Source organism: Ktedonobacter sp. SOSP1-52 (assembly GCF_016587395.1).
The window spans coordinates 1,469,042-1,493,496 of the sequence record NZ_BNJH01000001.1; the positions used below are offsets into that span (position 1 = coordinate 1,469,042).

The 24,455-nt window shown below is 54.8% G+C and carries 22 protein-coding genes; 9 read left to right on the top strand and 13 right to left on the bottom strand.

Translation table 11 applies throughout. The features are described 5' to 3' along the window. Positions 1-7: 7 nt before the first annotated feature. Together galT and galE are read right to left on the bottom strand one after the other, a co-directional pair. A complete protein-coding gene (gene galT, locus JMJ16_RS06700; protein WP_201379494.1) occupies positions 8-1,066 on the bottom strand; it encodes a galactose-1-phosphate uridylyltransferase in 1,059 nt (352 codons plus the stop codon). 62 nt (positions 1,067-1,128) lie between these two features. Next, a complete protein-coding gene (gene galE / locus JMJ16_RS06705; RefSeq protein ID WP_201379495.1) occupies positions 1,129-2,112 on the bottom strand; it encodes a UDP-glucose 4-epimerase GalE in 984 nt (327 codons plus the stop codon). 206 nt (positions 2,113-2,318) lie between these two features. Between galE and JMJ16_RS06710 the strand changes: the two genes are divergently transcribed. Continuing rightward, entirely contained in the window at positions 2,319-3,104 is a 786-nt protein-coding gene (locus JMJ16_RS06710) for a DeoR/GlpR family DNA-binding transcription regulator (protein WP_201379496.1), read from the top strand. Between the two features lie 80 nt (positions 3,105-3,184). Here the strand turns inward: JMJ16_RS06710 and JMJ16_RS06715 are convergent, their stop codons facing one another. Beyond that, positions 3,185-4,081: an aldo/keto reductase family oxidoreductase gene (locus tag JMJ16_RS06715; RefSeq protein WP_201379498.1), complete on the bottom strand. Its 897-nt coding sequence runs from the start codon at positions 4,079-4,081 to the stop codon at positions 3,185-3,187. Between the two features lie 138 nt (positions 4,082-4,219). On the opposite strand from JMJ16_RS06715, the gene JMJ16_RS06720 reads away from it, so the two are divergent. Next, entirely contained in the window at positions 4,220-5,080 is an 861-nt protein-coding gene (locus JMJ16_RS06720; RefSeq protein ID WP_201379500.1) for a helix-turn-helix transcriptional regulator, read from the top strand. 21 nt (positions 5,081-5,101) lie between these two features. Here the strand turns inward: JMJ16_RS06720 and JMJ16_RS06725 are convergent, their stop codons facing one another. The 4 genes from JMJ16_RS06725 to JMJ16_RS06740 all read right to left on the bottom strand — a co-directional run bounded on the left by JMJ16_RS06725 (position 5,102) and on the right by JMJ16_RS06740 (position 8,806). Further along, on the bottom strand, positions 5,102-5,959 hold the full coding sequence (locus JMJ16_RS06725; protein WP_201379502.1) for a sugar phosphate isomerase/epimerase: 858 nt from the start codon (positions 5,957-5,959) through the stop codon (positions 5,102-5,104). Between the two features lie 167 nt (positions 5,960-6,126). Beyond that, complete coding sequence (locus JMJ16_RS06730) at positions 6,127-6,873, bottom strand: metallophosphoesterase (RefSeq protein WP_201379504.1); 747 nt, start codon at positions 6,871-6,873, stop codon at positions 6,127-6,129. A 125-nt stretch (positions 6,874-6,998) separates the two neighbouring features. After that, the gene (locus JMJ16_RS06735) at positions 6,999-8,051 is read right to left on the bottom strand and encodes a zinc-binding dehydrogenase (protein ID WP_201379506.1); all 1,053 of its coding nucleotides are present in this window, start codon (positions 8,049-8,051) and stop codon (positions 6,999-7,001) included. Between the two features lie 14 nt (positions 8,052-8,065). Next, the gene (locus JMJ16_RS06740) at positions 8,066-8,806 is read right to left on the bottom strand and encodes a FadR/GntR family transcriptional regulator (RefSeq protein ID WP_201379508.1); all 741 of its coding nucleotides are present in this window, start codon (positions 8,804-8,806) and stop codon (positions 8,066-8,068) included. Between the two features lie 145 nt (positions 8,807-8,951). On the opposite strand from JMJ16_RS06740, the gene JMJ16_RS06745 reads away from it, so the two are divergent. The 4 genes from JMJ16_RS06745 to JMJ16_RS06760 all read left to right on the top strand — a co-directional run bounded on the left by JMJ16_RS06745 (position 8,952) and on the right by JMJ16_RS06760 (position 13,057). After that, entirely contained in the window at positions 8,952-10,106 is a 1,155-nt protein-coding gene (locus JMJ16_RS06745) for a Gfo/Idh/MocA family protein (RefSeq protein ID WP_201379510.1), read from the top strand. A gap of 22 nt (positions 10,107-10,128) precedes the next feature. After that, positions 10,129-10,896, top strand: a complete 768-nt coding sequence (locus tag JMJ16_RS06750) for an SDR family NAD(P)-dependent oxidoreductase (RefSeq protein ID WP_201379512.1) — start codon at positions 10,129-10,131, stop codon at positions 10,894-10,896. A gap of 15 nt (positions 10,897-10,911) precedes the next feature. After that, positions 10,912-11,877 carry a sugar phosphate isomerase/epimerase gene (locus tag JMJ16_RS06755; protein ID WP_201379514.1) on the top strand — a complete coding sequence of 322 codons (966 nt, stop codon included), beginning with the start codon at positions 10,912-10,914 and terminating at the stop codon, positions 11,875-11,877. 70 nt (positions 11,878-11,947) lie between these two features. Beyond that, positions 11,948-13,057 carry a Gfo/Idh/MocA family protein gene (locus tag JMJ16_RS06760; protein ID WP_201379516.1) on the top strand — a complete coding sequence of 370 codons (1,110 nt, stop codon included), beginning with the start codon at positions 11,948-11,950 and terminating at the stop codon, positions 13,055-13,057. 256 nt (positions 13,058-13,313) lie between these two features. Here JMJ16_RS06760 and JMJ16_RS06765 read toward each other — a convergent pair whose 3' ends face one another. The 4 genes from JMJ16_RS06765 to JMJ16_RS06780 form a co-directional block, all read right to left on the bottom strand. Next, the gene (locus JMJ16_RS06765) at positions 13,314-13,658 is read right to left on the bottom strand and encodes a hypothetical protein (protein WP_201379518.1); all 345 of its coding nucleotides are present in this window, start codon (positions 13,656-13,658) and stop codon (positions 13,314-13,316) included. A 212-nt stretch (positions 13,659-13,870) separates the two neighbouring features. Then, a complete protein-coding gene (locus tag JMJ16_RS06770) occupies positions 13,871-15,313 on the bottom strand; it encodes a phage portal protein (protein WP_201379520.1) in 1,443 nt (480 codons plus the stop codon). Positions 15,314-15,470: 157 nt separating this feature from the next. After that, positions 15,471-16,082, bottom strand: a complete 612-nt coding sequence (locus tag JMJ16_RS06775) for a TetR/AcrR family transcriptional regulator (protein WP_201379522.1) — start codon at positions 16,080-16,082, stop codon at positions 15,471-15,473. A gap of 110 nt (positions 16,083-16,192) precedes the next feature. Next, the gene (locus JMJ16_RS06780; protein ID WP_201379524.1) at positions 16,193-17,431 is read right to left on the bottom strand and encodes a cytochrome P450; all 1,239 of its coding nucleotides are present in this window, start codon (positions 17,429-17,431) and stop codon (positions 16,193-16,195) included. A 290-nt stretch (positions 17,432-17,721) separates the two neighbouring features. Between JMJ16_RS06780 and JMJ16_RS06785 the strand changes: the two genes are divergently transcribed. Continuing rightward, entirely contained in the window at positions 17,722-18,843 is a 1,122-nt protein-coding gene (locus JMJ16_RS06785; RefSeq protein WP_201382760.1) for a P1 family peptidase, read from the top strand. A 114-nt stretch (positions 18,844-18,957) separates the two neighbouring features. On the opposite strand, the gene JMJ16_RS06790 is transcribed toward JMJ16_RS06785, so the two are convergent. Continuing rightward, a complete protein-coding gene (locus tag JMJ16_RS06790; protein WP_201379526.1) occupies positions 18,958-21,183 on the bottom strand; it encodes an excinuclease ABC subunit UvrA in 2,226 nt (741 codons plus the stop codon). A 209-nt stretch (positions 21,184-21,392) separates the two neighbouring features. Further along, positions 21,393-22,493, bottom strand: coding sequence for a MarR family winged helix-turn-helix transcriptional regulator (locus tag JMJ16_RS06795; protein ID WP_201379528.1), 1,101 nt, complete (start codon positions 22,491-22,493; stop codon positions 21,393-21,395). A gap of 259 nt (positions 22,494-22,752) precedes the next feature. Between JMJ16_RS06795 and JMJ16_RS06800 the strand changes: the two genes are divergently transcribed. Further along, the gene (locus tag JMJ16_RS06800; RefSeq protein WP_236601236.1) at positions 22,753-23,004 is read left to right on the top strand and encodes a hypothetical protein; all 252 of its coding nucleotides are present in this window, start codon (positions 22,753-22,755) and stop codon (positions 23,002-23,004) included. A 43-nt stretch (positions 23,005-23,047) separates the two neighbouring features. Next, positions 23,048-24,439 (top strand): serine hydrolase, encoded by a 1,392-nt coding sequence (locus JMJ16_RS06805; RefSeq protein ID WP_201379532.1) that lies wholly within the window; start codon positions 23,048-23,050, stop codon positions 24,437-24,439. The last annotated feature ends 16 nt before the right edge of the window (positions 24,440-24,455 follow it).

A 24,455-nucleotide genomic window follows, 5' to 3' on the forward strand; every position in this document is an offset into this window, starting at 1 on the left:
TCACACCTCACAACTCTCGATAATGCGTTGTTGGTAGAGCCAACAGTTCAGCGGCTTTCGCCTCCGGGGACGTGTCGCTGATGAAATTTCCACCCCCGATTTCGGGGCCAGCCAGATATTTGAGCACATTTGGGCGTCGCAAGGGTGGGTGAAAGGCAATGAAGAAGTGATAGGCGCGATAGTCTCCACCATCACAGGGGGCCTGGTGCAACGGCATCACGTAGGGAAAGGGCATCTGCCAGAGGTTATCAAAACGCACAGTCACCTGCTTGAGTGCCTGTGCCAAAGATGCCGTTTCCGCGTCGGTCAAGGCGTGAATATGTGGCACGCCTCTCTTTGGTGCGAGGTAAACTTCATACGCGTAACGCGCAAAATAGGGGATAAACGCAATGCTATACTCATCTTCAAAAAGAATACGCCGGCCATCGGTCTGCTCAGCGGCAATGATATCGGCAAAGAGGCGACGCCCGGTCTCATTCAAGTAGCGTTGCGAGGCTTGCAATTCTTGCTCAATCGTCTTAAACACAAAGTTGGTTGCATAGATCTGGCCATGTGGATGTGGATTGGAGACTCCAACCACCTCGCCCTTATTCTCAAAGCAGAGCACGTGCTTTACAGCATCGCGCGTGCCCAGATCCAGCGTTTGTTGTTGCCAGACCTGGACCACTTCAGTGATATGAGCAAGGGGCATCTCGGCAAGCGTCAAATTATGCAATGGGCTATAACAGATGACCCGTGCATGTCCCTGGGCGCGGCGTACGCGGTTAGGGGGTGCAGGAATAGCCAGTTCGGCGGGCGCATCCTGACCAACGCAGGGATGATCATTATCAAATACAAACGTCCGTTCATAATGCGGATTACTCTGACCACTGATACGCTGGTTGCCGGGACAGAGATAGCAATCTGCAAGATAGGATGGGACAGAGGCGGCCGTGTTTTCGACCGTTGCCCCAATCCAGGGACGATTTTGCCGATGGGCGGCGATAACCACCCACTCCTCACGTAGTGGATGCCAGCGCTCTTCCCAGATAGCTTCTGCCTGGTGCGCTGTTGGGGGTAGTGTCATAGCATACTCCATACCTAATGAGAAGGAATGCTTGAACAAGTTTGTGGAAAGGTGGCATGTGCTCAGTTACGAAAACCCTGCACATGCGTGCTGTGCCATTTCCAGGCCGTTTGCAGAATGACTTCCAGATCATACTGGGCTTTCCAGTCCAGCTCACGTTCTGCTTTGCGGCAATCAGCCCAGACTGCCGCAGGATCGCCAGGGCGGCGTGGAGCATATTCTACCTTGAAGTCAACACCACTGATACGCCTGGCTGCGTTGATCACTTCCTGGACCGAATTGCCTACGCCCGTTCCCAGATTATAGGCCTCGCTGGTATTGGTCCGCTGGATATACTCAAGCGCTTTCACATGCGCAATCGCCAGGTCCACCACATGGATATAGTCACGCACAGCGGTCCCATCCGTGGTGGGATAATCAGTGCCAAACACCTTGATCGATGGGGTAACACCCAGCGCCGCCTTCATGACCAGCGGAATCAGATTCTGTGTGCGGTCCCAGTCTTCGCCGATCACATTGTCGAGCGAGGCGCCTGATGCATTAAAATAGCGCAGCGCCGCATAGCGAATGTCTCGCGTTTTCTCAAACCACCTGAGCAAGGTCTCGCCCATCAGCTTCGTCTCGCCATACACACTCTCTGGGCTGAACGGGGCATTCTCCGTGACGGGCAGTTGCGTAGGGGTACCAAAGACAGAACAACTGGACGAAAACACAATGAAGCGTACCTGGTGGCGAGCCATTGTTTCGAGCAGCGAGATGGTCCCGCCAACGTTGGTACGAAAATATTTTTCTGGCTCGAGCATTGACTCACCCGGCGCTTTGTAGGCGGCAAAGTGAATAACTGCGTCGGGCTTTTCCTGTGCAAAGACGCGCTCAAGAAACGCATCATCGGTAATACTTCCTTGATAGAAGGGAAGTGAACCAATCGTCTGCCTGCTACTTCTCTCCAGCGTATCAAGCACCACCACATCATAGCCACGAGCTGTTAGTTCTCGCACTGTGTGTGAGCCAATATAGCCAGTACCACCAGTGACTAACACTTTCATAGAAGATCTAAGCTCCATTTTCTACTATAAAGAAGTGATCATATCGTTCTCTTCCCAGTATAATGCGTCAATTGATCGCTGTCAATGCACATTCGTGCAAAAATATTGCACGCTTTTAGAAGATTCCTACAAAATATGCGTGATTATTGACTTATGATCAAGGGAGGCCTATAATGGCCCCACTGAGAATGTGCACGAGAGGGAACATGACCAACGGAGCAAAGCGAGCCGAATTTATCTTACAGGAATTACGTCGTCTTGGACGCGTTGATGCAGAAGAGTTGAGTTGTCAACTAGAGGTAAACACTTCTACGATCCGGCGGGATTTAGAGCGCCTGGAAAAGCAGAACCTGCTTCGCCGCGTTCACGGAGGGGCTGTTCTCATCGACATGTTGTCCTATAGCGCTTATGGCCATGAGCTGACGTTTCAAACGAATATGAGTAAGCAGGTCGAAGAGAAGACGCAAATCGCGCAAGCCGCCCTACATTTGATTCAACCAGGTGATGCCATAGCGCTTTCTCCAGGCACCACAACGACCTACCTGGCACGCGCTATCCGTCACGCCCAGATCCAACCATTGACGGTAGTGACGAATGCTGTCAACATTGCCATGGAACTGGCGGGCACAAAGGGGATTACGCTAACATTGACCGGCGGTTTACAGCTGGACGATTTCTTTGCTCTGGTTGGCCCTCTTGCTGAGCAGAGCTTGAGTCAGATCTATGTGGAGAAGGCCTTTCTCGGTGTTACTGGCCTGCACCCCATTTATGGGCTAACGGGCCCCAATCAACTGGAAACCCTGACACATCGCCTGACGATGCAGCGCGCGCAACAAACCATCATCCTCGCAGACCACACGAAAATTGGCAAAGTCGCACTCCATTCGATCACGCCAATAACAACTATGCGGACGCTAGTCACTGATCGCGACGCTCCCACTGATGTGGTGATGCACTTACAAGAAATGGGAATCACCGTTTGCATGGCTTGAGAGTCGGGTTGGTTCTAAACATGTAGCTGTCCCCTGCCTCTCCTTCGCGGGAGGCAGGGGACAGGTCTTTGTGGTCATGTTTATGAGGCAACGCTGTTCAGCTCGGTCAGCTCGTCCTCGGAAAGGGTCAGCGTGGCACCGGTGACATTGTCGCGCAGATGCGCGACGGATGAGGTACCTGGGATAAGCAGAATGTTCGGTGAGCGCTGTAGCAGCCACGCCAGCGCGACGGCCATCGGTGTGGCGTCGAGACGGGTGGCGACTAATCTCAGCTTGTCGGACTGAAGAGGGGAGAAGCCACCGAGCGGGAAGTAGGGCACGTAGGCGATGTTCTGTGCGGCGAGGGAGTCGATCAGCTCATCGTCGACCCGGTGGGCGAGGTTGTAGAAGTTCTGCACGCACACAATCGGCGCGATGGACTGTGCCTCGGCGATCTGCTCGGCGGTCACGGTGCTAAGACCTAGGTGCTTGATCAGTCCTTCTTGCTGCAGTTGTGCGAGCGCCGTGAACGGCTCGGCGATCGAGCCGGGAGTGGGGCTGTCTAACCCCCCGACGCGCAGGTTGACGACGTCGAGCACATCGAGCCCGAGGTTCCGCAGGTTATCGTACACGGCCTGGCGCAGTTGCTCGGGAGCTAGCGCCTGCGGCCAGTTGCCCTCGGCGTCTCGCAAAGCTCCGACCTTGGTAACGATGTGCAACGAGTCGGGATAGGGGTGCAGGGCTTCCTTGATGATCTGGTTGGTGACATGCGGGCCGTAGAAGTCGGCCGTGTCGATGTGCGTGATACCCAGCGCCAGCGCCTCGCGCAGTACGGCCACGGCAGCGTCGCGGTCGGCGGGTGGGCCGAACACGTGCGGGCCAGCCAACTGCATCGCGCCATACCCCATGCGGGTGACCGTCAGACCCTCGGCCATGGTGAATGTTCCTGCGGCTGTGGCTGGCAGATTACTATGTTCATTCGCTGAATGCGATACCATAAAAATTTTTCTCTTTCTCTCGTTGAAACGACGACAATCACGATGTGTGATACACTGAGGAGTATGCCATGGTGGCTAGCGTATAACCAGAGCCGCTTTATCATATGATTGAGACTAGCAGGATAAGGAGCAACGAGGATGATAGGCGACGAACAACGTAGACAGGACCTGGCGGATTTTCTCCGCACTCGGCGTATGCGCCTCTCGCCTGAACAGGTCGGGTTAATACGTGGTGGGAGGCGGCGCACCCCAGGATTGCGGCGCGAAGAGGTGGCGCAGCTAGCGAATGTGGGCGTTTCCTGGTATACCCTGTTGGAGCAAGGACGCGATATTCATCCTTCAAGCGAGGTGCTCCATAGCATTGCAGATGCGTTACAACTCACGCCCGCCGAACGGCAACATCTCTTCTTGCTTGCCGGTCAGCAACACCCCGTCGATACACACGCATCTCATGAACAGGTAAGCCCTGCGTTACGCCATGTGCTTGACGCGCTCAATCCTACTCCCGCCTTCGTCGTTGGTCGTCGTTGGAATTTTCTCGCCTGGAACACTACTGCTGAGCATGTCTTTTTGCTGTCGAGGTCGGTGCCGCCATATGAATATAATGCTGTCTGGCGTATTTTTGCTGATCCGATGAGTCTTCATATATACAACCCTAAGTGGGAGCAGGTAGCGCAGAAAGTGCTAGCGGAATTCCGTGCTGATAGTGTGTATTATGCCGATGAAGAATGGTTCAAACGCTTGATCGCCGACTTACAGCGCGTAAGCCCTGAGTTTCGCGCATGGTGGCCCCGTCACGATGTACGTGGTAGAGCCGATGCACGGAAAGGCATAGAGCATCCGCTCGTAGGACGCCTGATGTTTGAGCATACAACCTTACAGGTGCCTACCACGCCCGAACTCAAAATCATGATCTATACACCGCTGCCCGAAACGGATACGCTAGCGAAGTTACAGCAGTTGATGGATATGAAGGTAGCTGAGAATGTTATGTATTGATGCCGACTCTATTCTCGTGGCTTACGCGAGGCCAGCCAGCGCCCATACCTTGTCCAGGCTTTGTTTGACTGCGTCCACCCTCTCATCGGCAGGCAGCTTCGCCAATTCAGCATTAAACGGCTCAACGACGACTGGACCTTCATAGTGCATACGCTTCAACACTTGAAGGAAATCAGTGATATTGATCTTTCCACTTGTGCCTGGTAGAAGGCGCTGATTATCTATCTGTTCATCAACGCTCCTATGAACAGGGGCATCATTCAAGTGAACAGAGACCACCTGATCAACGCTTAAATATGTGAGATCTTCAGATGAACCATGCGAGGTATACCAATGGAAGCTGTCAAGCAGTAGTCCTACATTCCCTGTGGCGATGCGTTCGCCAAGGTCTAAAATCCCCTGAAGTGTAGAGATAAATTCATAGCGATGACCGGCCCGAAATGTCTTCGCCCCAACAAATTCCAACCCGAAGCGGCAGCCAGAATCAGCAAGGATGCGCGCAATTGGCCGCAAGCGCTGTATATGGAATTCCAGGTTGGCTTCATACTCTAGTGTATCCGAGAAAGGCTTAACCCAGGTACAGCACCGGGGACTCCCCAGTGCCTGAGCGAACTTCGCGTATGCTGGGAGTAGCTCCAATCCAGCCCGATACGACGCTTCGTCCCCATAATAATCAACCGGTGGTGCCCAACTCCCAGCACGCACTCCTGTTGAATGAAAGAGATCCTTTACCTCTTGCACAGATGATGCTTCCGCGAGTCGAAACAATTCACCGATAGGAAGATCCAGGCCCGCGAAACCATGGCGAGACGCTAGCCCCAGTGCTTCCTCAACATGCACAGATAATGACAATGCACCCGTATTGAGGCAACGAAACATCTTCAACCTCCTGCAAAATTCTCTACTGAAATTGCCATCAATTGTATTCGTTAAGGCAAATTGTACGCTCCAATCCTGCGCTTTTTCAATGCGGCGAGGCGACACTATGGTAAGAAAATACGACCTCTTCATTTGATTTTAATTTACAACAGGGAGCATTAAATTGATTAATCTTTGCTCCACGAATTGACTAACCACTCCGTATGCGGCATTCCACGTTGTGAAAGGAGTGCGAGGAACCCTTCGATATCAAACGGCACCCGGAGAAGCTCGACGCTGAATCGGTTCTCATCGATATTCAGAATGGCATATTCCCCCCAGGGTGGATTACGTGCTCCCATCTCGACTCTTACCCGTATGCGATCCAGTGGCTGGCCAACGCTACCGGGATTGAGCACCAGTTTGTCTCTGTAACGGAGGAAGAGTTGTTGATGGGTATGTCCACCGACCAGAATCTGCGCCGTTGTATGGTTGGCGAAGTACTCGTCCAATTGTTCCGTTTGGGTAGTAGGATAAATGCGCTCCAGAAACGACCTGGGAGAGCCATGGTAGGCCAGCAACGTTGTCTTCTCATTGAGCCGCCATTCAATGGTGGGCTGAAAGGTGCTTAGAAAAGCTTTGTCTTGATCCGTCAGCTGCTGTGATGACCAGTATTCAACATCCTGCAAATTCTGCCCATACAGATTTGGGTATTCGCGCAGATGAGGTTTTATCACCCAGGCATCGGTATTGCCCATTACAGTAGGACAGCCGATTTCTCGCAGGCGAGCGAGCGCCTCACGTGGTTGAGGACCAGAGGTAACAACGTCTCCCAGACACAGGATATGCTCAACCTTACGCCGACGAATATCCTCTAAAACCGCATCAAAGGCGAAAAGATTTCCATGAATATCAGAAATTAAAGCCAGTTTCATTTGCTATCCTTTCTCCTGTTCTTACTACTTATCCGAAAACCCTGAGCGCGAAGCGCTAGACACGCAAGTGGCGTTGCCGTGTCCCCGAATGGGGAGGTTTCGGAATAAGATCTTAGAGAAGAACCTTACCTCATCCGCAGTACGATCTTTGTTGCTCTGGCTGTGCCCTTGACCAGTTCGGCAAAGGCAGCTGGTCCCTCAGCCAGCGGGCGTTCTTCCAGCCAGTCAGCCTCTGGCCGCAGCTTGCCTGCTTTCAACATGGCCACGGCGCTGCCGAAATCATGGTAGGTATAGGCAAAACTGCCGGTAATGGTCACTTCTTGCCGAATAAGATAATTCGCGGCGAGCGGCGATTCCTCATCATGGAGGCCAATAAAAACGACGCGGCCACCAGGGACCACGGCCTGAATGGCCTGCGCTCGTGTGGCGGTTGCGCCAACGGCGTCAATCACCGCCATTGCGCCGCCGCGATAGATCTGCTGGACGCTTTGCACGACATCGCTTGTGCGCGCATTCAGGGTTGCGCTTGCTCCCCATTGCTGCGCAATCTCTAGGCGCGCAGGAAGCATATCGCTCACAACGATTTCTGTAATACCTAGTGAATGGGCATAGGCCAGGCAAAAGAGGCCGATGGGGCCGGCTCCCATGATGAGCAGGCTGTCTCCCGGAGAGATATGAGCGAGTGTGACGGCGCGGATGGCGCAGGCCAGCGGCTCTGCCAGAGAAGCAGCAGTATCCGAGAGATTCTCTGGCACGGGCCAACATTGGGTGGCAGGAACGGCTACGTAGGAGGCAAAAGCGCCTGGGCGGTGCGCACCAACGAGCTGGCGTTGGCGACAGAGGTTGGTGTAACCTGCACGACACCGATCACAGGCACCACAGACGATCAGCGGATTGAAGGTCACACGCGCCCCCACCTGGCCTGGGGTGCCATCAGCGAAGGTCGTTTGTTCGCCTGCTTGTAGGATACGACCAGAAGCTTCATGCCCCATAATCAATGGTGGACGGCGCAGGCTGTTCTGGCCGAGATATCCGCTTAGTTCAGAGCCGCAGATGCCGATAGCGCTTGTCTCAATCAGCACTTCACCGGGAGCAGGTTCGGGGAGTGAGATAGTGCGAAGCTGCATATCCTCCGGTCCCAGCCAGACTAGTGCTTTCATCTCTGTATCGGTCAACATTCCATTGTCTCCTCTCATGATTCAGCCGTTGTAGTCGGCTGGGGCGCGGTCGTGGTGGCACTGGCCGCGAGATCATCGAGCAGCGACTGCTCGATATGGGTAAGGTGTTGATACATGGCCTGACGCGCAGCCTCGGAATCACGCTGCTTGAGTGCGTGGATAATGGCACGGTGATCTTCAATAACCTGGTAAGCGATCCCCGGCAACACAGCGGTGCGTTTACGACTGGCGAGGCTCAGATGATGGATGCTGGCCATGATCCTGCTGAGAATAGGGCTTGCGGCTGCTTCGGTAATGATCTCGTGCAACTCCACATCAGCCTGAAAATACAGTTCCGCATCGGTCAATCCAAGCAGCGATTTTTCCAGGCAGCGTTCCAGGCGAGTGATCTCTTCATTAGTGATGCGCTGCGCTGCCAGGCTACAGATGCCGACCTCTACCACCTTGCGTGCCTCAAAAAGCGAGAGGTAGGTTGAATCAGCCAGAGCAAAGACAAAATCAAGATGCTCGACCAGACGTTGGGGTTCGAGAGAAGAAATGTATGTGCCAGAACCCTGCCGTATTTCCACAACATGCATGATCGAGAGCGCTCGCAAGGCCTCCCGCAGCGAAGGGCGGCTCACCTGGAGTTGTTCCGCCAGATCTCGCTCGGAGGGTAGGCGATCGCCCGGTTGGAGTTTCTTTTCCTTGAGGAGAGCGAGCAACTTGTTCACGATGTCTTCGGAAAGGGCATTTTTGGGAGATATTTCAAACACCGGCTTCTCCTCCTTTCTCAATCGTCTTTCGAGGTTGACAAACTGAGTGGTTATTGGCTACAGTAATTGGTAATATAACTTTACCAATTACTGTAGCCAATAACCACTCAGTTTGTCAACCTGTTTTCAGGGAAGGAGCAATGCCATGCGAGAATCGCGGGTTGGAGTAGGCGTGATTGGTCTGGGGGGTATCAGTAACAGCGTCCACTTGCCCGGGTTGAAGCGCTGCGAGCAGGCGGAAATTATCGCTCTGTGTGATGATAACGTCGAGCGGCTCAAGCGGGTTGCGCAGGAGTATCATGTTTCGAATACCTTCACGGAGTACGAGCGCTTGCTCCAGCATCCTGCTGTGGACGCGGTGGTTATAGCTACACCCACACTGCTGCACGCGCCGATCGCGCACGCGGCTATCGCGGCGGGGAAGCATGTGCTGGTTGAGAAACAGCTTGGCATGACCTACGCTGAGACAGTAGAAATGTATGAAGCAGCGGTCGCCGCTGGGGTGCGCCATATGACCGCGTTTACCTATCGCTTTGTGCCCGCTATGCGCTATCTCAAACACCTGGTGGGCCAGGGACTGGTCGGTCTGCCGCGTCAGTTGCGCGTGGCACGTTTGCAGGATTTTCCAGAGACCTCGCTTGGCTGGCGCCAGCAGCGTCACCTGGCAGGCTCTGGTGAGGTGGGAGATATGGGCGCGCACCGCATCGATTTCTGTCATGACGTAATTGGCCCGATCGCCCGTGTGGTCGGCCTGACACGCACGTTCGCGCCTGTGCGCCCGACTCCTGACGGAGAACCGTTCCCCGCGGATGTTGAGGATGCCTCTGTTTTTCTGGCCGAGTTTGCCGCTGGTGTGGGTGTTGAGCAGGGCACAATGGCCTCGTTCGATCTGAGCAAGGTCGCCAAAGGACGCGGAAAGGGCGGATATGGCCTCGATGAGTTTGAAGTATACGGAACAGAAGGCACGCTCATCTATCATCTGCATCGCCCTCACGAGGTTCTCGTCGGTCACCCTGATGGCACGCTGGAAGTGCGGGAGGTGCCACCTGAGTTCCTGGTCTATCCCGATTCGCCACGCAATCCCTCTCTCGGCGAACCAACCGTGACTTTCCGCTATGATCAGGATTTTGCTTTTATTCAGGCTATTCTCACGGGAGGCAATGACATTCCAACCTTTTACGATGGGATGCGCTGCCAGGCGGTGATCGACGCTGTTTTGCAATCCGCGCGGGAGCGGCGCTGGGTCGATGTGCCAGATGTGCCGCCCGTCACACGGCCAATCGCCGCCGCCAGGCCGTAGTTGTCACAAAGGAGTAGTGTCTATGGCGCTTGACATGTTTAAGCTGGATGGCCGGCTCGCGCTGGTCACAGGGGGAACGCGAGGACTGGGCCTGGTCATGGCTCGGGCTCTGGCGGAGGCTGGAGCTGATGTCGTAGTCACAAGCAGGGATCAAGAGAAAGCGCAGCGTGGCGCGGAGGCTCTGGCTGCCGCGACTGGACGCCGTATCCTTGGCTTGGCGGTCGATGTCACCGACGCCCGGCAGATCGAGCAAATGGTTGAGGCCGTTATCGCAGCCTTCGGGCGCATCGATATCCTGGTCAACAACGCCGGCATCAATATTCGTAAGCCAGCCGAGGCTTTTGACGAAGCCAGTTGGGATCTGGTGCAACAGACCAATCTCAAGGCACCGTTTCTCTGCGCACGAGCTGTGGCTCCCCATATGAAGAGACAGGGCGCGGGCAGAGTCATCAATCTCGCCTCAATGCTTGCGCAGGTCGCTCTGCCTGAGCGCAGCGCCTACGCCTCCAGCAAAGGTGGTGTGCTTCAACTGACCAAAGTTCTGGCGCTGGAATGGGCCAGACATGGAATTACTGTCAATGCCCTCTGTCCTGGTCCCATGGCGACTGAACTCAATGCGCCGGTTATCAATGATCCGCAGGCCAACCAGTTCTTTCTCAACCACATTCCGCTGGGGCGTTGGGGCAAACCGGAGGAACTGGCGGGAGCGATCGTCTTCCTGGCTTCGGATGCCTCTAGCTTCATGACCGGCGCAGCCCTGACCATTGACGGCGGATGGACAGCCGAGTAAGAAAGGAAAGATTCTATGCGGCTTGGCCTTACAGCATATGGTACCGTTTTTAGCATGGGCCTGACTCCCCAGTCCGGGCGCCCCCGGATCAAGCCGATCCAGCTTTTAGAGCGTGCGCGGATCTGTGGACTGATGGGAGCTGAGCTGCCGGCAGTGCTTCTGGAGGGGGAGGACATTGATGCTGTGGCACGGTACGCTCGGGAGCATCAACTCTTCCTGAATTTGGCAACAGGAGGATATGCCCCTGAAAAGCTGGCGGAAACGCTTGAACTGGGAGCGCGCCTGGGTGTGGAAACAGTGCGTACCGTGGTAGGAGGCGCGCAAATCGGCGGGGATCGCAGGCTCATTGCAAACCGTTGGAAGGCGTTTTTAGAAGAAGTGCTGGAGGGATTGCGCGCGGCCACACAGGTTGCCGAACATGTCGGAGTGAATCTCGCCGTCGAAAATCATCAAGACCTGGCTTCGGAAGAGCTTCTCTGGCTATGCAACGCTATCGACTCATCCCGCTTTGGAATTACGCTGGATACTGGTAATCCGCTGGCTACGGCTGAAGAACCCCTGGACTTTGTCAGGCGCATCGGACCACATCTCAAAAACGTCCATCTCAAAGACTACTGGATCTTTCCTACAGACGAAGGCTATCGCCTGGCACGCAGTCCCATTGGTCAGGGAGTCATCGACTTCCCGCAACTTTTTGCCATTGTGGCAGAATTTTGCCCAGATATTACCATGTCCTTGGAAATGGGAGCCTTAGAGGCGCGTCATATCCGAGTGCTAGCCGACGATTACTGGCCAGCGTATCCACAGCGTTCAGCGCCACAGCTTGCGCGTGTGCTGCGCTTCGTTTATACGAACGCAAGACAATCCGAGAACTGGCAAACGCCTTTTGAACGCCATGAGCCAGCCGAGGTCATCGTGGCCTATGAAGAGCAACAGCTGATGGAAAGCCTGACCTACCTCAAGCAATTTACACATGCATAAAAAGCGCAGGCCAATCATCAAGCGGATCAGATCAAAGACCAGTAGTCGCTTTCAAGAAATAAGGCAGAGAATGAGCACGCAACGTATTTATCTTGTTGGGGCGGGAGTCATTGCGCGTTCCCACGCCGCCGCTATCCAACGCCTGCCTGACCCGGAACAGGTTATGCTGGCGGTCACAGACCCCAATCCTCAAGCAATGGCAGCTTTTGTCAGGGAATATCCTCAGGCGCGGGCCTTTGAGGACGCGCAAACCATGCTGGCTGAAGCAGCAGATGAGAATGACATCGTCATCATCTCAGCTCCACCGTTCGCGCACGAAGAACTGACCTGTGTCGCGCTGGCTACAGGCCGGCATGTGCTGTGTGAGAAGCCCCTCGCGCTCAATCAGGAGCAGGCGCGGCATATGCTGGCGGTAGCCCACGCTTATCACCGTTTGCTTGGCTGCTGTAGCGTCAGGTGTCTTAACTGGCCGCCAGCCGAGGAGGCACGCCGTCTCCTGCAGAAGCAAGCACTGGGCCAGCTTTATCATGTGCGCTTTCTCAATCTAGAGCAGCGCAATCGGCCAGGGATCGAGTTTCAGCCTCAGACAAACTGGTTTCTCGACCAGGCCAGAAGCGGCGGCGGAACCTTAATGGATCGCGCTCCCTACGAATTTACCGTGCTCAATGACCTCTTACAACCCAGGCGCGTGGAGGTGCTCAACGCCTGGCTGGCCAATCCCTCCACCGCCCTGCACCTTCCTCCGCAAACCATCGTTGACGTCGAACAGCACGCCGGAGCTACGCTCCGCTATACGCTCGTCGATGGCAGCAACGTGATCATGAATTACGAACGCGCCTCTGGCACTCATAGCGAGGAGCAGTCCATGATCGAATTTACCGGCGTCAACGGTTCCTTACGCTGGAGCTGGCCGTTGTCCAGAGGTCGTGCCACCCTGACGCACACCTATGACCGCGACGGGGCAAGCGAGAGCCGAATCATCGCTTTTCCCCCACCAGCAGCAGAGGCACTGCGCTTCGGAGAGAAACCGCTCGTGTATTTCTATCAACGCATACACAATCAACCATCAGCAGCAGTAGTAAATGAGCAAGCACTCTTCAATTTTTCCTGTATCCGTGCCATCTACGACTGCGCAACATCGGGACTGGCCCAGGTTGTGGAGAAGCAATCTCTTTCGTAGAAGATGTAATTCTCATCAAAGTGGAATGGTAGGTGATGGTTACTCGCTAACTGCCTATGCTGCTGGCTTGTATTGGTCGAGCAGCACATCATGGAGGCAGGTAGCCACCACTAGAGACACAAGGGTGTTTACCCCGCTGCAACAAATCGGCAATCCATTCCGCGTCCTGAACGTCCGTCTTACGACCGGGCACAGCCTTCATATAGTGATTGGATCAACGAAAGACCTGAAAGGAAGAGTGGTGGATTGTGGTCAGCTACAACTCAAAGAAATACTTTTCAGGCTCATTGGGCTGGATATAGACATTGACTTTGCTCTTGTTGGGATAGAGGACACGCGGGAGATTATATACCCAACGACTTTCATAATCATAGGAGAGATCTGTTAGGGGATCCTTCCAGTGTGCATAGACCTTATACTTTGTATAAATGCGGCGGTTGTAGACTCGTTCGCGTTCTTCAATATCAACAACTGTGGCAATGACTTCTTTCCCATGGGTCTTATACCAGCGGCTTCGATAGACCTGGATACCAATGTAGATCAAGAAACCGAGTAAAACTATGCCTGCCAGAACAAGAAGAATCAAGAGATTTTGTGACATATCAAATCCTTTGAAGAAGCTTTGCGTGCATTCTAATAGGTGAATATGGCGCTGTCAAGAGCGGGAATCCCAAAGAGAAATGGCTAGATGTCCGCCCTCGTCTTGTTTGTTGTACACATAGGTGAAAACAGAAACGTATGAGGTAGACCCGATGTGGAGAAGGCCCCGGAAGCACAGAACCTGATCCAGATCCTGTGCTTCCGGGGCCTTTTTCAAGCGTCCTGTGGAGGAGGAGCCTGGCATGAGGCTTGCTCGCCGCGTATCCTGGCCAGCTCGTCGTGGACGCTGATATCTTCGCCAGCGAATTTGAAGAGCAGGCGCATGGCGGTCTCATCGCTGAGCCAGCCCTGGGCCTTGGCGGCGGTGAGGGCCTGCGTGAGGGCGTTAGCGGCCCCGGCCAGCTGCTTGTTATCGTCGAGGTCAATCTCGGGAAAGATCAGGTCATAGCTGAGATTGACGTTTTCACCGAGGCGACCGGCGCCCTGAGCTTCGGCAAGCACGCGGTCGAGGATACAGCGCAGAATATATTTCATATAGCGCTGGCGACGCTGAAACTTGAGCAGGGTGGGCATGCCCATCTCGGCGGCGGTGGCGCGATTGCCGTTGCTTGAGTCTGCCAGGTAGTGTTCTGGTAGGCCAGCGCCAACTGCGATCATAAGCTTCAAGGCTCGTCCATCCTCTTTTGCGTCATTGGCGTTAATGGCGGGCTGGACGGCCTGCCAGCTCTCGGCCTCATTATGCAGCAGGACGGAGCCAGGCTGGGGAGGTGTCGAGTACTCCATGCGCTTGGTATCGATGGTCTTGCGGTCGGCCCCGCGCAGGGTCACATCCCAGATGAAGGCCCCTTTATATTTATTGATGCGTACACGGTCGGTGAGCCAATCTTTATAGCGACGGAGCCAGGGGAGCATGGTTGCCAGGTCGGAGTTGCCACGCTTGGCGTTGGAGACCTTGTTGATGGCGAACTGCTGCATCTGGCTGTCGGCCTCAAACCACTCGCCCTCCGTCTCACGCTCGCCCGGCCGGAAGATCAGCTTTAAGCCGCCAGTCGTCGAGGATGGAGCGCTGGCGCTCTCGCCCACCGGGCGACGATGGAAGCGGAGTGGCGTCTCGATATCCTCGGGATCGGTCTCGATCTGGTCGATAAGCGAGGGGTCGGTCAGGCGCACCTTGACGCTGCCATCGAAGCGATTGACGAAGTAGCGCACAAAGATCTCGCCATACAGGGCCAGCTCATTGCAGATGGTGTAGACACGCTCATCCATACTATTGGCCTGCCAGAACTCGTCGAGGACCTTCTTGACACGCTTATTGCTGGCATCCAGCTTGACACCGCGCCCCAGGACAAAGCTGGTCGTCATCTCAATGATGGCAAAGGCCAGGGGATTGGCGTGATAGGCCTCGTAGACCTGGTTGTGCATCTCCAGGTAGGCTGAGGGCACAAGATCCTTCAGGTAGAAGTTGTCCGAGAGGCGCCGCCAGTAGTAGTCCTCCTCGGTGCCGCTGGCATAGCCCCAGCGCCGCTCCTCCTCCACGCCTGCCGTCGAGGAGAAAAAACCGGGATTCATCTGCTCACTGATACGCGCACCCCGCACACCACCACTCACTGCCTGGCGTATACGTCCAAACCACGATATCTGCTGCTTCTGTTCCACACGTCACCCATCCCTTCCAACATGCGCACGTACAGAGAATACCTTACGAGGATATACTGGAGAGGCTTGTTTTTGAGGAAGAACTATGCAACTGTAATTATAGCATAAACACGTAAAAAATGCAAATAAGTAGTAATCGATTCGGTCTGTGAAGGTGTCATCCCTTGAGTGCGCCCTGGAGGAAGGCGAGCAAGGTGTCGATTTCGCTCACGTAACTCGTGGACGTGCTGTCTTTACGTTCCATTACCAGGAGTGATACGTAGAGGGTTCCCACATAACGACCAAGTTTGTCGTCTGAGATATCAGTACGGATCTCCCCCCGCTGCTGCCCTTGTTGAACAATCGTGACAAGTGTCTTGAAAAAGCCATGACCGTGGCTGAGCTTCATCATCGCGGGCTGTGGCTGAAAGAGTTCGGCTCGCAGGCCTCGCTCCATCTCAGGGAGTGTGAGTACTTGCTCGTAGATGCTCATGAACAGAAACCGTAACACATCACGTGTGGCTGGTTGCTCCTTCAGATAGGAAAGTATCTGTGGCTGAATATTCTTCTCGTAGAGGTCATTTGCGAAAGGAAGCAGCAGGGCTCGCTTGGTGGAGAAATAATTAAATAATGTGGCCCGGCTAACCTCTGCCTTGTCTGCGATGTTGTCCATCGTCGTCTGGTCGTAGCCAGCGGTGGAGAATAATTCGATCGCTGCCTCAATAATACGCCGCATTGTACGTTGCCGATTTCGTTCACGCAGGGGTAAACGGTCAATCTCTTGCTTCACGCATGCCCACCCCCTTTCAAGAAAATTGGCGCGTTTGCTTTCCATAGTGGAGAGGACTGATTGATTGTAGTGCGCCCGCACTGCAATCAATCAGTATCTGAGGCTTTCGACTAAAATGCGACGGGAAGGCTGGTCAGGCCACGCAGATTGAAGGAGCCTCGCCAGGTAACCGATTCGCGTGGTACATTGAGTCTCAGGTCGGGCATACGCCGTAGCAGCGTCGTGAAGGCAATGTCTCCTTCCAGACGAGCGAGAGGGGCACCCAGGCAGATATGAATGCCCTGCCCAAAGGCGATATGCCGATTCAAGTCACGTGCGATATCCAGTTCATCGGACTGTGAGAACTGTGTTTCATCACGATTCGCAGACGCCAGTGCCGTAATAATGATATCACCTTTGCCAATGTGCTGCCCGCCTAGCTCTGTGTCTTCTGTGGCAAAGCGTGGCGCGGGCATGAGCACCGGTCCGTTAATGCGCAAAAGCTCTTCGACTGCTGAGGGAATAAGACTCATGTCGGCCTTCAACTTTGCCAACTGTTCTGGATTATCAAGCAAGACGAGCGTCCCGATGCCAATCAGGTTGGATGTCGTCTCATGGCCCGCGAAAATGAGCAGGCCCACCATCGAGAGGAGTTCTGGTTCACTGAGATAGTCGCCTTCGGTTTCGGCCTGGATAAGCTGGCTGATCAAATCATCCTGTGGGTTCTTGCGCTTCTCGGCGACCAGTTCCACAATGTAGTTGGAGAAGGCTTGAATGCGTTTGCGACGTTGTTCATCGCCGGGCCCTCCAGTGGCAAGAGCCTCTGACCACTGGCGAATTTGCTCCCGGTTCTTCTTAGGTACCCCGAGCATATCGGAGATGACATTGATGGGGAGCGGATAGGCATAGTCATGCACAAGGTCCATATGCCCCTGGTCCTGTACACGATCAAGCAATTCATCGGCAATATGTTGAATGGAAGGTCGCAAGCTCTGGATATATTTGGGCGTAAAGGCTTTGGAAACCAGTCCTCGAAGACGACGATGGTCTGGCTCGTCGACCGAAATCATGGATTGCCCGAGTAGACCAGGAGCGTCAGCGAACTCACGTTCCCGTTGACGAAAGAAACCTTTCGAGTCGGCTGCCCTTCTATCAACAGTGAAGCGTTTGCTGTCCTTGAGGACCTGTACTGCTTCCTCCATTCGTGTAATCATCCAGGCTTTCTGCCCGTCACTGTATGGAAGAGGAACCGGGAGAGCGGCCCCCATTGAGCGTGCCATGGCAAGCAATGGAAACGGATTCTCAGAAGACTGGTTGCTGAAGAAGTTGAATGCCACTCCTCCACCGTTCATATCAGGTTGCTTATTCACACAGCTTCTCCTCTCATCTGTTTGCTATATTGAATATAAGCATACATCGGGAACAAACTTATACTGAGTATAAAATTTTGGGGGAGCAGGTGTCAATGGCATAAGCCATTGAAAAGGAAAAGTGGGGAGTGCAGAGGGGCGTCAGCTCCTCTGCACTCCCTTTCCCCTACCGCCGCAGGCGGTATGAATCCCTTTCAAACGAAATTGAACAGCGTACTAGCCCTCAACAGGGACCAGGAAGAAACAGAAGAAGGAGAGAGATGATGAGTGAACGAGATCCCAACACGCGCATGCGTGCGCGCGAGGCGGGGATTATCCTGGGGACACTGCCTCCGGGAACAACCAATAGCATCGCCGATGTCGCAGGCGTACGTGTTGGCCATACGACGCTCATACGCGGGAATGGCGCACTGGTTCGCGGAGTGGGACCGGTACGCACCGGTGTCACTGCAATCCTGCCGCACGATGACGATCTTTTCCGCTTGAAGGTGCCGGCTGCAGCTTCGGTGTTCAATGGTTTCGGCAAAACCATCGGCCTGGTGCAGCTTGATGAGCTTGGGCAACTCGAAACGCCCATTCTGTTGACAAACACGCTCAACGTGGGTCGGGTTGCTGACGCGCTCGTGGCCTTTATGGTCGAGCGAAACCCGGCGATCGGCGTCACGACGGGCACGGTCAATCCCGTCGTGTGTGAATGCAACGATGGCTTTCTTAACGATATCGGGGGCCGGCATGTTGGGGAGCAAGAGGTACGTGCTGCGCTCACTGTTGCTCCTGGTACGCCGGTCTTGGAGGGCAACGTTGGAGCAGGAACGGGGATGACGACTTATTGCTTTGCTGGCGGGATTGGAACAGCTTCCCGGTGTCTCTCGCCCACTCAGGGCGGATACACGCTCGGAGCGCTAGTACTATCGAATTTTGGACGCTGCGGCGATTTGGTTATCGGTGGGGTTCCGGTCGGTCGCGAACTGGAGGAGCAGCGCCAGAAGCGTGTGGCGCAACACGTGGGACAGGAGCCGGGACGGGAGCAGGGGTCAATTATTGTGGTATTAGCAACCGATGCGCCCCTTGATGCGCGCCAGCTTGGTCGCCTTGCTCGGCGGGTGCCGCTTGGTCTCGCACGTACCGGGACCTCTGGCGGACATGGCAGTGGCGACCTGGCTATCGCCTTTTCGACGGCTGACCGCATTCCACATGATGCAGGTCCTCTCGTCCGCAGCGTGCAGGTGCTCAACGAGCAGAACCCAGCCATAGATGGACTCTTCGCAGCAGTGGTCGAGGCAACTGAAGAAGCCGTGATCAATGCGTTGTGTACCGCGCACTCCATGGATGGGCGAGATAACCATTGGGCACAATCCCTTTCACTCGTCGAGACCCTGGCCATTTTGAAGCGGTATGGGCGTATCCAGTGAGGATTATTGGTCGTTGGGAATAGGATACGGCAGGATGAAATTTGAGCGGCTAGTTTCCTCCGCTCGTGTTCATGAGTGGAGGAAACTGGCCCGGTCTCTCAGAAATCAAAGAATCTATCCCAAATACTGGCTCGTCAGCGAATGCCTGGCGCCGAGGAGTTCTCGCGGAGTCCCCTCGAAGATGACCATGCCGCCCTTATTGCCGCCTTCTGGACCCATATCAATGATCCAGTCTGCGTTGCGAATCACATCGAGATGGTGCTCAATCACAATCACGGTGTTCCCGCCATCGACCAGCCGGTTCATGATGGTGAGCAGGCGACCAATATCCGACAGGTGCAGGCCAGTTGTTGGCTCATCCATGACATAGATACTGCCCTGTTTATGGAGTTCGCTGGCTAGCTTGAGCCTCTGGCACTCACCGCCGGAGAGCGTACTTAATGGTTGACCAAGTGTCAGGTAGTCAAGACCCACATCACTCATGGCCTGGAGTTTTTGCTGCACACCTTTGACTGTAAAAAACTCCAACGCCTGGTGGATGGTCATGCCCAGGACATCGGCAATGGATTTCCCATCTAATGTATACGTCAGCACCTCGTCCTTAAAACGCTTCCCACCACACACTTCGCAAGGAAGCTTGACGCCCTCAAGGAAGCCCAGGTCGGTGTAGGTCACACCCAGACCCTGACAATTGGAGCAGGCCCCCTTTGAGTTAAAGCTAAATAGACCGGCATCGACGTGGTTCACCGCTGCAAAAGCTTTACGAACGTCATCCATGATGCCAGTATAGGTGGCGGGATTAGAACGGCTGGAGGTGCTCAGGGACACCTGGTCAATCACCACCGCCTCGCGGTGCTGGCCCAGGAAAGCCTCATTGATCAGCGAGCTCTTGCCCGAGCCAGCCACGCCGGTGATGACCGTCAGGACGCCAGTGGGAATATCCACACTGACGTTTTTCAGATTGTTGACGGTGGCGCGGACAATCGGCAGGCTGCCGGTCGCCTGACGGAAGGTGTCCTTGAGCGGCCTTGCAGACTGCAAATGGTTGCCGGTGAGCGTGTCAGCTTTGAGCAGGCCAGCAAAGCTACCCTCGTAAACGACCTGGCCGCCTTCACTCCCTGCATACGGCCCCATATCCACAACATAGTCCGCGACTTTGATGACATCGGGATCATGCTCCACCACAATCACCGTGTTCCCTTTAGCACGCAATTTTTCGAGCAGCTCGTTCAAACGGTGGACATCGCGCGGGTGTAATCCGATACTCGGTTCGTCGAAGATATACATCACATCCACAAGGCTCCCGTTGAGATGCTTGACCATCTTCACTCGCTGTGACTCACCACCGGACAGCGTATCGGTGGGTCGATCCAGGCTGAGATACTCCAGGCCAATCTCCACCAGATGTTGCAGCCGTTCGGTCAACGTGCGAACGATTGGCGCCGCCGCCGGTTCTGTGATACCCTTGACTACCTCTAAAAGCTCATCAACCTCCATTGCTGCCATGTCGGCAATAGTGTACCCCTTGACCTTACAGCTTAAGGCAGCCTGGTTGAGCCGGGCACCCTTGCAGAGCGGACAGGGGCCGAGCTTCAATAAAGGCTCGACCTTTTGCCGGATGCGGGGCGAAAGCGTCTGGATGTCCCGCGCAACGAACTTGCGATTGAACTTGTACACCAGACCCTCATAGGTGTTGTACGCCAGACCCGTATGTTTGCGCGGTTCGCTGGAGAGAAGCAGGTCCAGTTCCTCTGGTGTATAATCGGCTATCTTCTTGTCGTTGTCGAAGTAGCCAGAATTCGCATAAAGTTCGCTTTCCCATCCGGCCAGTCCTGGGGCGATAACAGCTCCCTCGTTCAGCGATTTTGTTGTATCAATCAGATCTTGCGGAGTAATGCCGACCTTGCGGCCAAGCCCATTACACTCCAGACACATGCCCTGGGGATCGTTGAAGGAAAACGCATTTGCAGAGCCCACGTAGGGTTGACCGATCCGCGAAAAGAGCAGGCGCAACACAGACGCGATGTCAGTAACCGTGCCCACCGTCGATTGCGATCCCCCACCCAGGCGTTTCTGATCAACAATCACCGCCATGCTCAGGTTCTCAATCGCATCGGCGTCTGGTTGAGGATAGCGTGGCAGGAAGCTGCGAATGAACATGCTAAAATTCTCGAACAACAGCCGTTGTGCTTCGTTTGCTATGGTATCAAATACCACCGATGACTTCCCCGAACCAGACACGCCGGTAAAAATGGTGATTTTGCGTTTGGGTAGCCTCAGTGAGACATCCTTGAGGTTGTTCTCGCGGGCGCCACGAATCTCGATATATTCTTGAACCATGTTGATATATGTTCCCTCTTGATCTTTTAATCAGGATTTACCTGGCTCGCGCTGTCGGAACGCCTTTGTTCAGGCCCTCCGCGTCTCCGCTTCTAGCTGTACAAAGCAGCAGTATAACATAGAAGGATTGACAAAACTTCTTCTCTTTTGCTCTCGAGTGCGATTCACCTTTGGGAAACATACAAGCATGTCGGAAGCCTGATCTGTCGTCAGCCAGAGGTAATGGTGACTCTGTTGGCGTAGCTGGTGATTTCGATGTCGTAGCATGGGGCAGTCGGATCAAAACCAGGACTTTGCAGTTGCGAGACGTTGCCCGCAACGCTGAAGGTTTGATCGTCGAAGGCTAGCTCGGAGGCCCAGCCCTTGAAGTTGATGCGGATGGCGACGCCCGCGGGGCGGTGCACAGTAATCTCTGACGCTCCTCCTGCGAGTCGTATAGGAACCATGCTAGAGGGCGTGGGGAGATCCAGACGGATCGTGTTAAATCCTCCCTTGACTTCCAGCCCGGCGAGATTGAGCCCGCCCAGCTCGGCGACAGCCTCTGCTGCTCCGCCCTGGATCGCGATCCGCCACGGGATGGCGACACTGAGCGCGACCACCGCCTGGCCCTGCTTCTCGCCCAGGCCCAGTAGGCGCCGTGGATAGCGGATGTTGACCACCCCATCTTTCGCTTTCATGCTCGGTACCGGTCCCTCGAAGCGGGCCTGGTAAAGCTCCGCCATTTCCTCGTCCGCGCGCACAGTCAACCGGGAGATTCCGCAGGAGACGGCGAGCCGGCCACTCTCCTGGCCTTCCAGCGGCGCGGAGAAGATCTCCTCTTCGCCCGCTGGCGCCTCCTGTTGCAACTGAGCAAGTTCTTTCCTGGATCGCGTGTTGCTATATTTGAGAAACTCCAGGAGGAAAGCGATCTGCTCATCGTCATAGCGCGATGCCACCTCATCCCACGTCTTCTCAACGGAATCCAGAATCGAGCGAACCTTGCTCATTTCATCCTTGCCCCTTTCGAGGCGGACTATGACCTTGCGGCCATCGTTGGGATCGCGCTCCCGGCGCACAAGCCCGGCTTTCTCCAATCGGTCGAGTATTCTGGTGATCGCCCCGGTCGTCAGTCCTGTGAGATCGGCGAGCTGCCCAGCAGTCGCCGGGCCGATGAGATCAAGGATATCGAGCACCTGCATATCCGTAACGGCTATCCCGATTCGAGCCGCCGCCACCCGAAAGAAGGAGGCGTTGATTTCAGTGAATTGCCGGATCTCCCGCGAAAACTCCTCACGGGTGTTCGCGCGTTCATCCTGAGAAAAGCTTGACAAGGCTCGTCCCTCCATCCTACAATATATTTACCTTACATTATCAGATAAATTTATCATATTTATCTGATAATGTAAGATTAGATCCCAAATATTCGCTGATATAAGCAGCGAATATAGTATAGCATGGTGAGGGTCAGGTGTCACGATGAGGCGAAGCAGGGCGAGCGTGCCTGCTCCTTCAGCGACATGTCGTGCCCGGCGTCATCAGACTATTCCACTTTTTATTATTAAAATTTGAGGAGGACAAAGGATGCATGTAATGGCTGTTTCCACGATCGCTGACAACGACAAGTTCTGGGGATCCCTAAAGAAGGCATACGGCCAACTGCCCAAGGGGGCCAGGTGGACCCTGGCAGTGGGGAGCACCGACGGGGCTAAGGCGGTGAACGTTATCGTTCATGACTCGATCGACAGCGTCAAGAGCTTCTTCGAGGAGCACGCCGGTCCCTTTGGCACGACGGAGTATTTCGAGGCCGACGCCGCTAACGCGGTCGGCCTCCCGAAGAAGTAGCTGCCGACACCAGCACAAGACTGAGATAAGGAGGAAGCCCTCAATGACAAAAGGGATAGATCCAACGCAGATTCAAGCTCGGGTTTCCGAGCTCCTTTCGGAATACAGGATCCCGAGTGCTGCGATCGGTGTGCTTCATGACGGAGAGATCACCAACTTCGCCGTCGGTGTCAAGAACCTGTCAACTGAGGAATCCGCGACGACAGACACTATCTACCAGTGCGGCTCCATGACCAAGACATGGACTGCCCTCGCCTTCATGCAACTCGTCGACGAAGGGAAAGTCGGCCTGGACGAGCCGGTGCGGACCTACCTTCCCGGTTTCAAGGTCGCCGACCCCGAGGTCAGCGCCAAAGTCACGCCCCGGCATCTCCTGAACCACACGAACGGTATCGAGGAGGACTACGGCTATCCCGGCGAAGACGACGATGTCTATGAGTGTATGGTCGACAACATCGTCAGTGCACCGCAAGTTCAGCCTTTGGGCTACACCCATGGGTACAGCGCAGCCCTGGGCTACGCGATTCTCGCACGCATCATGGAGGTGATTGACGGCAAGCGGTGGGACGACATCATGAAGGATCGTCTCTTCTATCCCCTGGAATTGACCAGCACGAGCAGCTGGCGTGAGCAAGTGGACCAGGATCGGGCTGCGACGGGGCATTTGATCCGGTCCCTTGAAGAGGGACCCATTGTTTCGCCACTGGGTTACCTGCCGCGTGCTTTCGGCCCTGGAGGCAACGTCACCTCGACAGCTCGGGAAGTGCTCGCGATGGCACACGTCTTCCTCAACGGAGGCAAAGCGCCAAACGGAACGCGAATTGTCTCAGCCAAAATAATGCGCGAGATGATGGAGTCTCGTGTTCCCATACCTGACCCATACATGTTTGGGCCGTACTGGGCGCTGGGTCTCATTGTGTGTAATTGGCACGGCGAGACAGTCTATGCGACCGACGGCAGCACCGTTGGTCAGAATGCGCGCCTGCGAATTCTGCCGGATTCGAACATCGCGATCTCGATGCTAACCAACGGAGGACCGCGAGAGAGCTTCTACAAAAAGGTGTTCAATGAAATCCTGGTCGACCTTGGAGCAGCCACGATCCCAGACTTGCCGAAACCCGATCCGACGCTTTCGCTCGACTTATCCAGGTATGAAGGTGCTTACGAGCGGCCCGGTGTCCGTTACGAAGTAGAAGCCGAAGGCGGGAAGCTCTACCTGACATTCGTCCTCAATTCTCTGCAGGCACAAATTCTTGATAAACCAGAACGCATCAAATACGAGCTGCTTCCGATAAGCGAGACGCACTTCTTAATGCCTTCGGACGATCCGCTTGAGGACACACAGACCGTCGCGATCTACGACTTCAAAAACGGAGTCGCGCAGTACCTTCACACCAATTGTCGTGTCAATCCAAGAGTTATAAAGGACGTATGAGCCAACCTTCTTGACA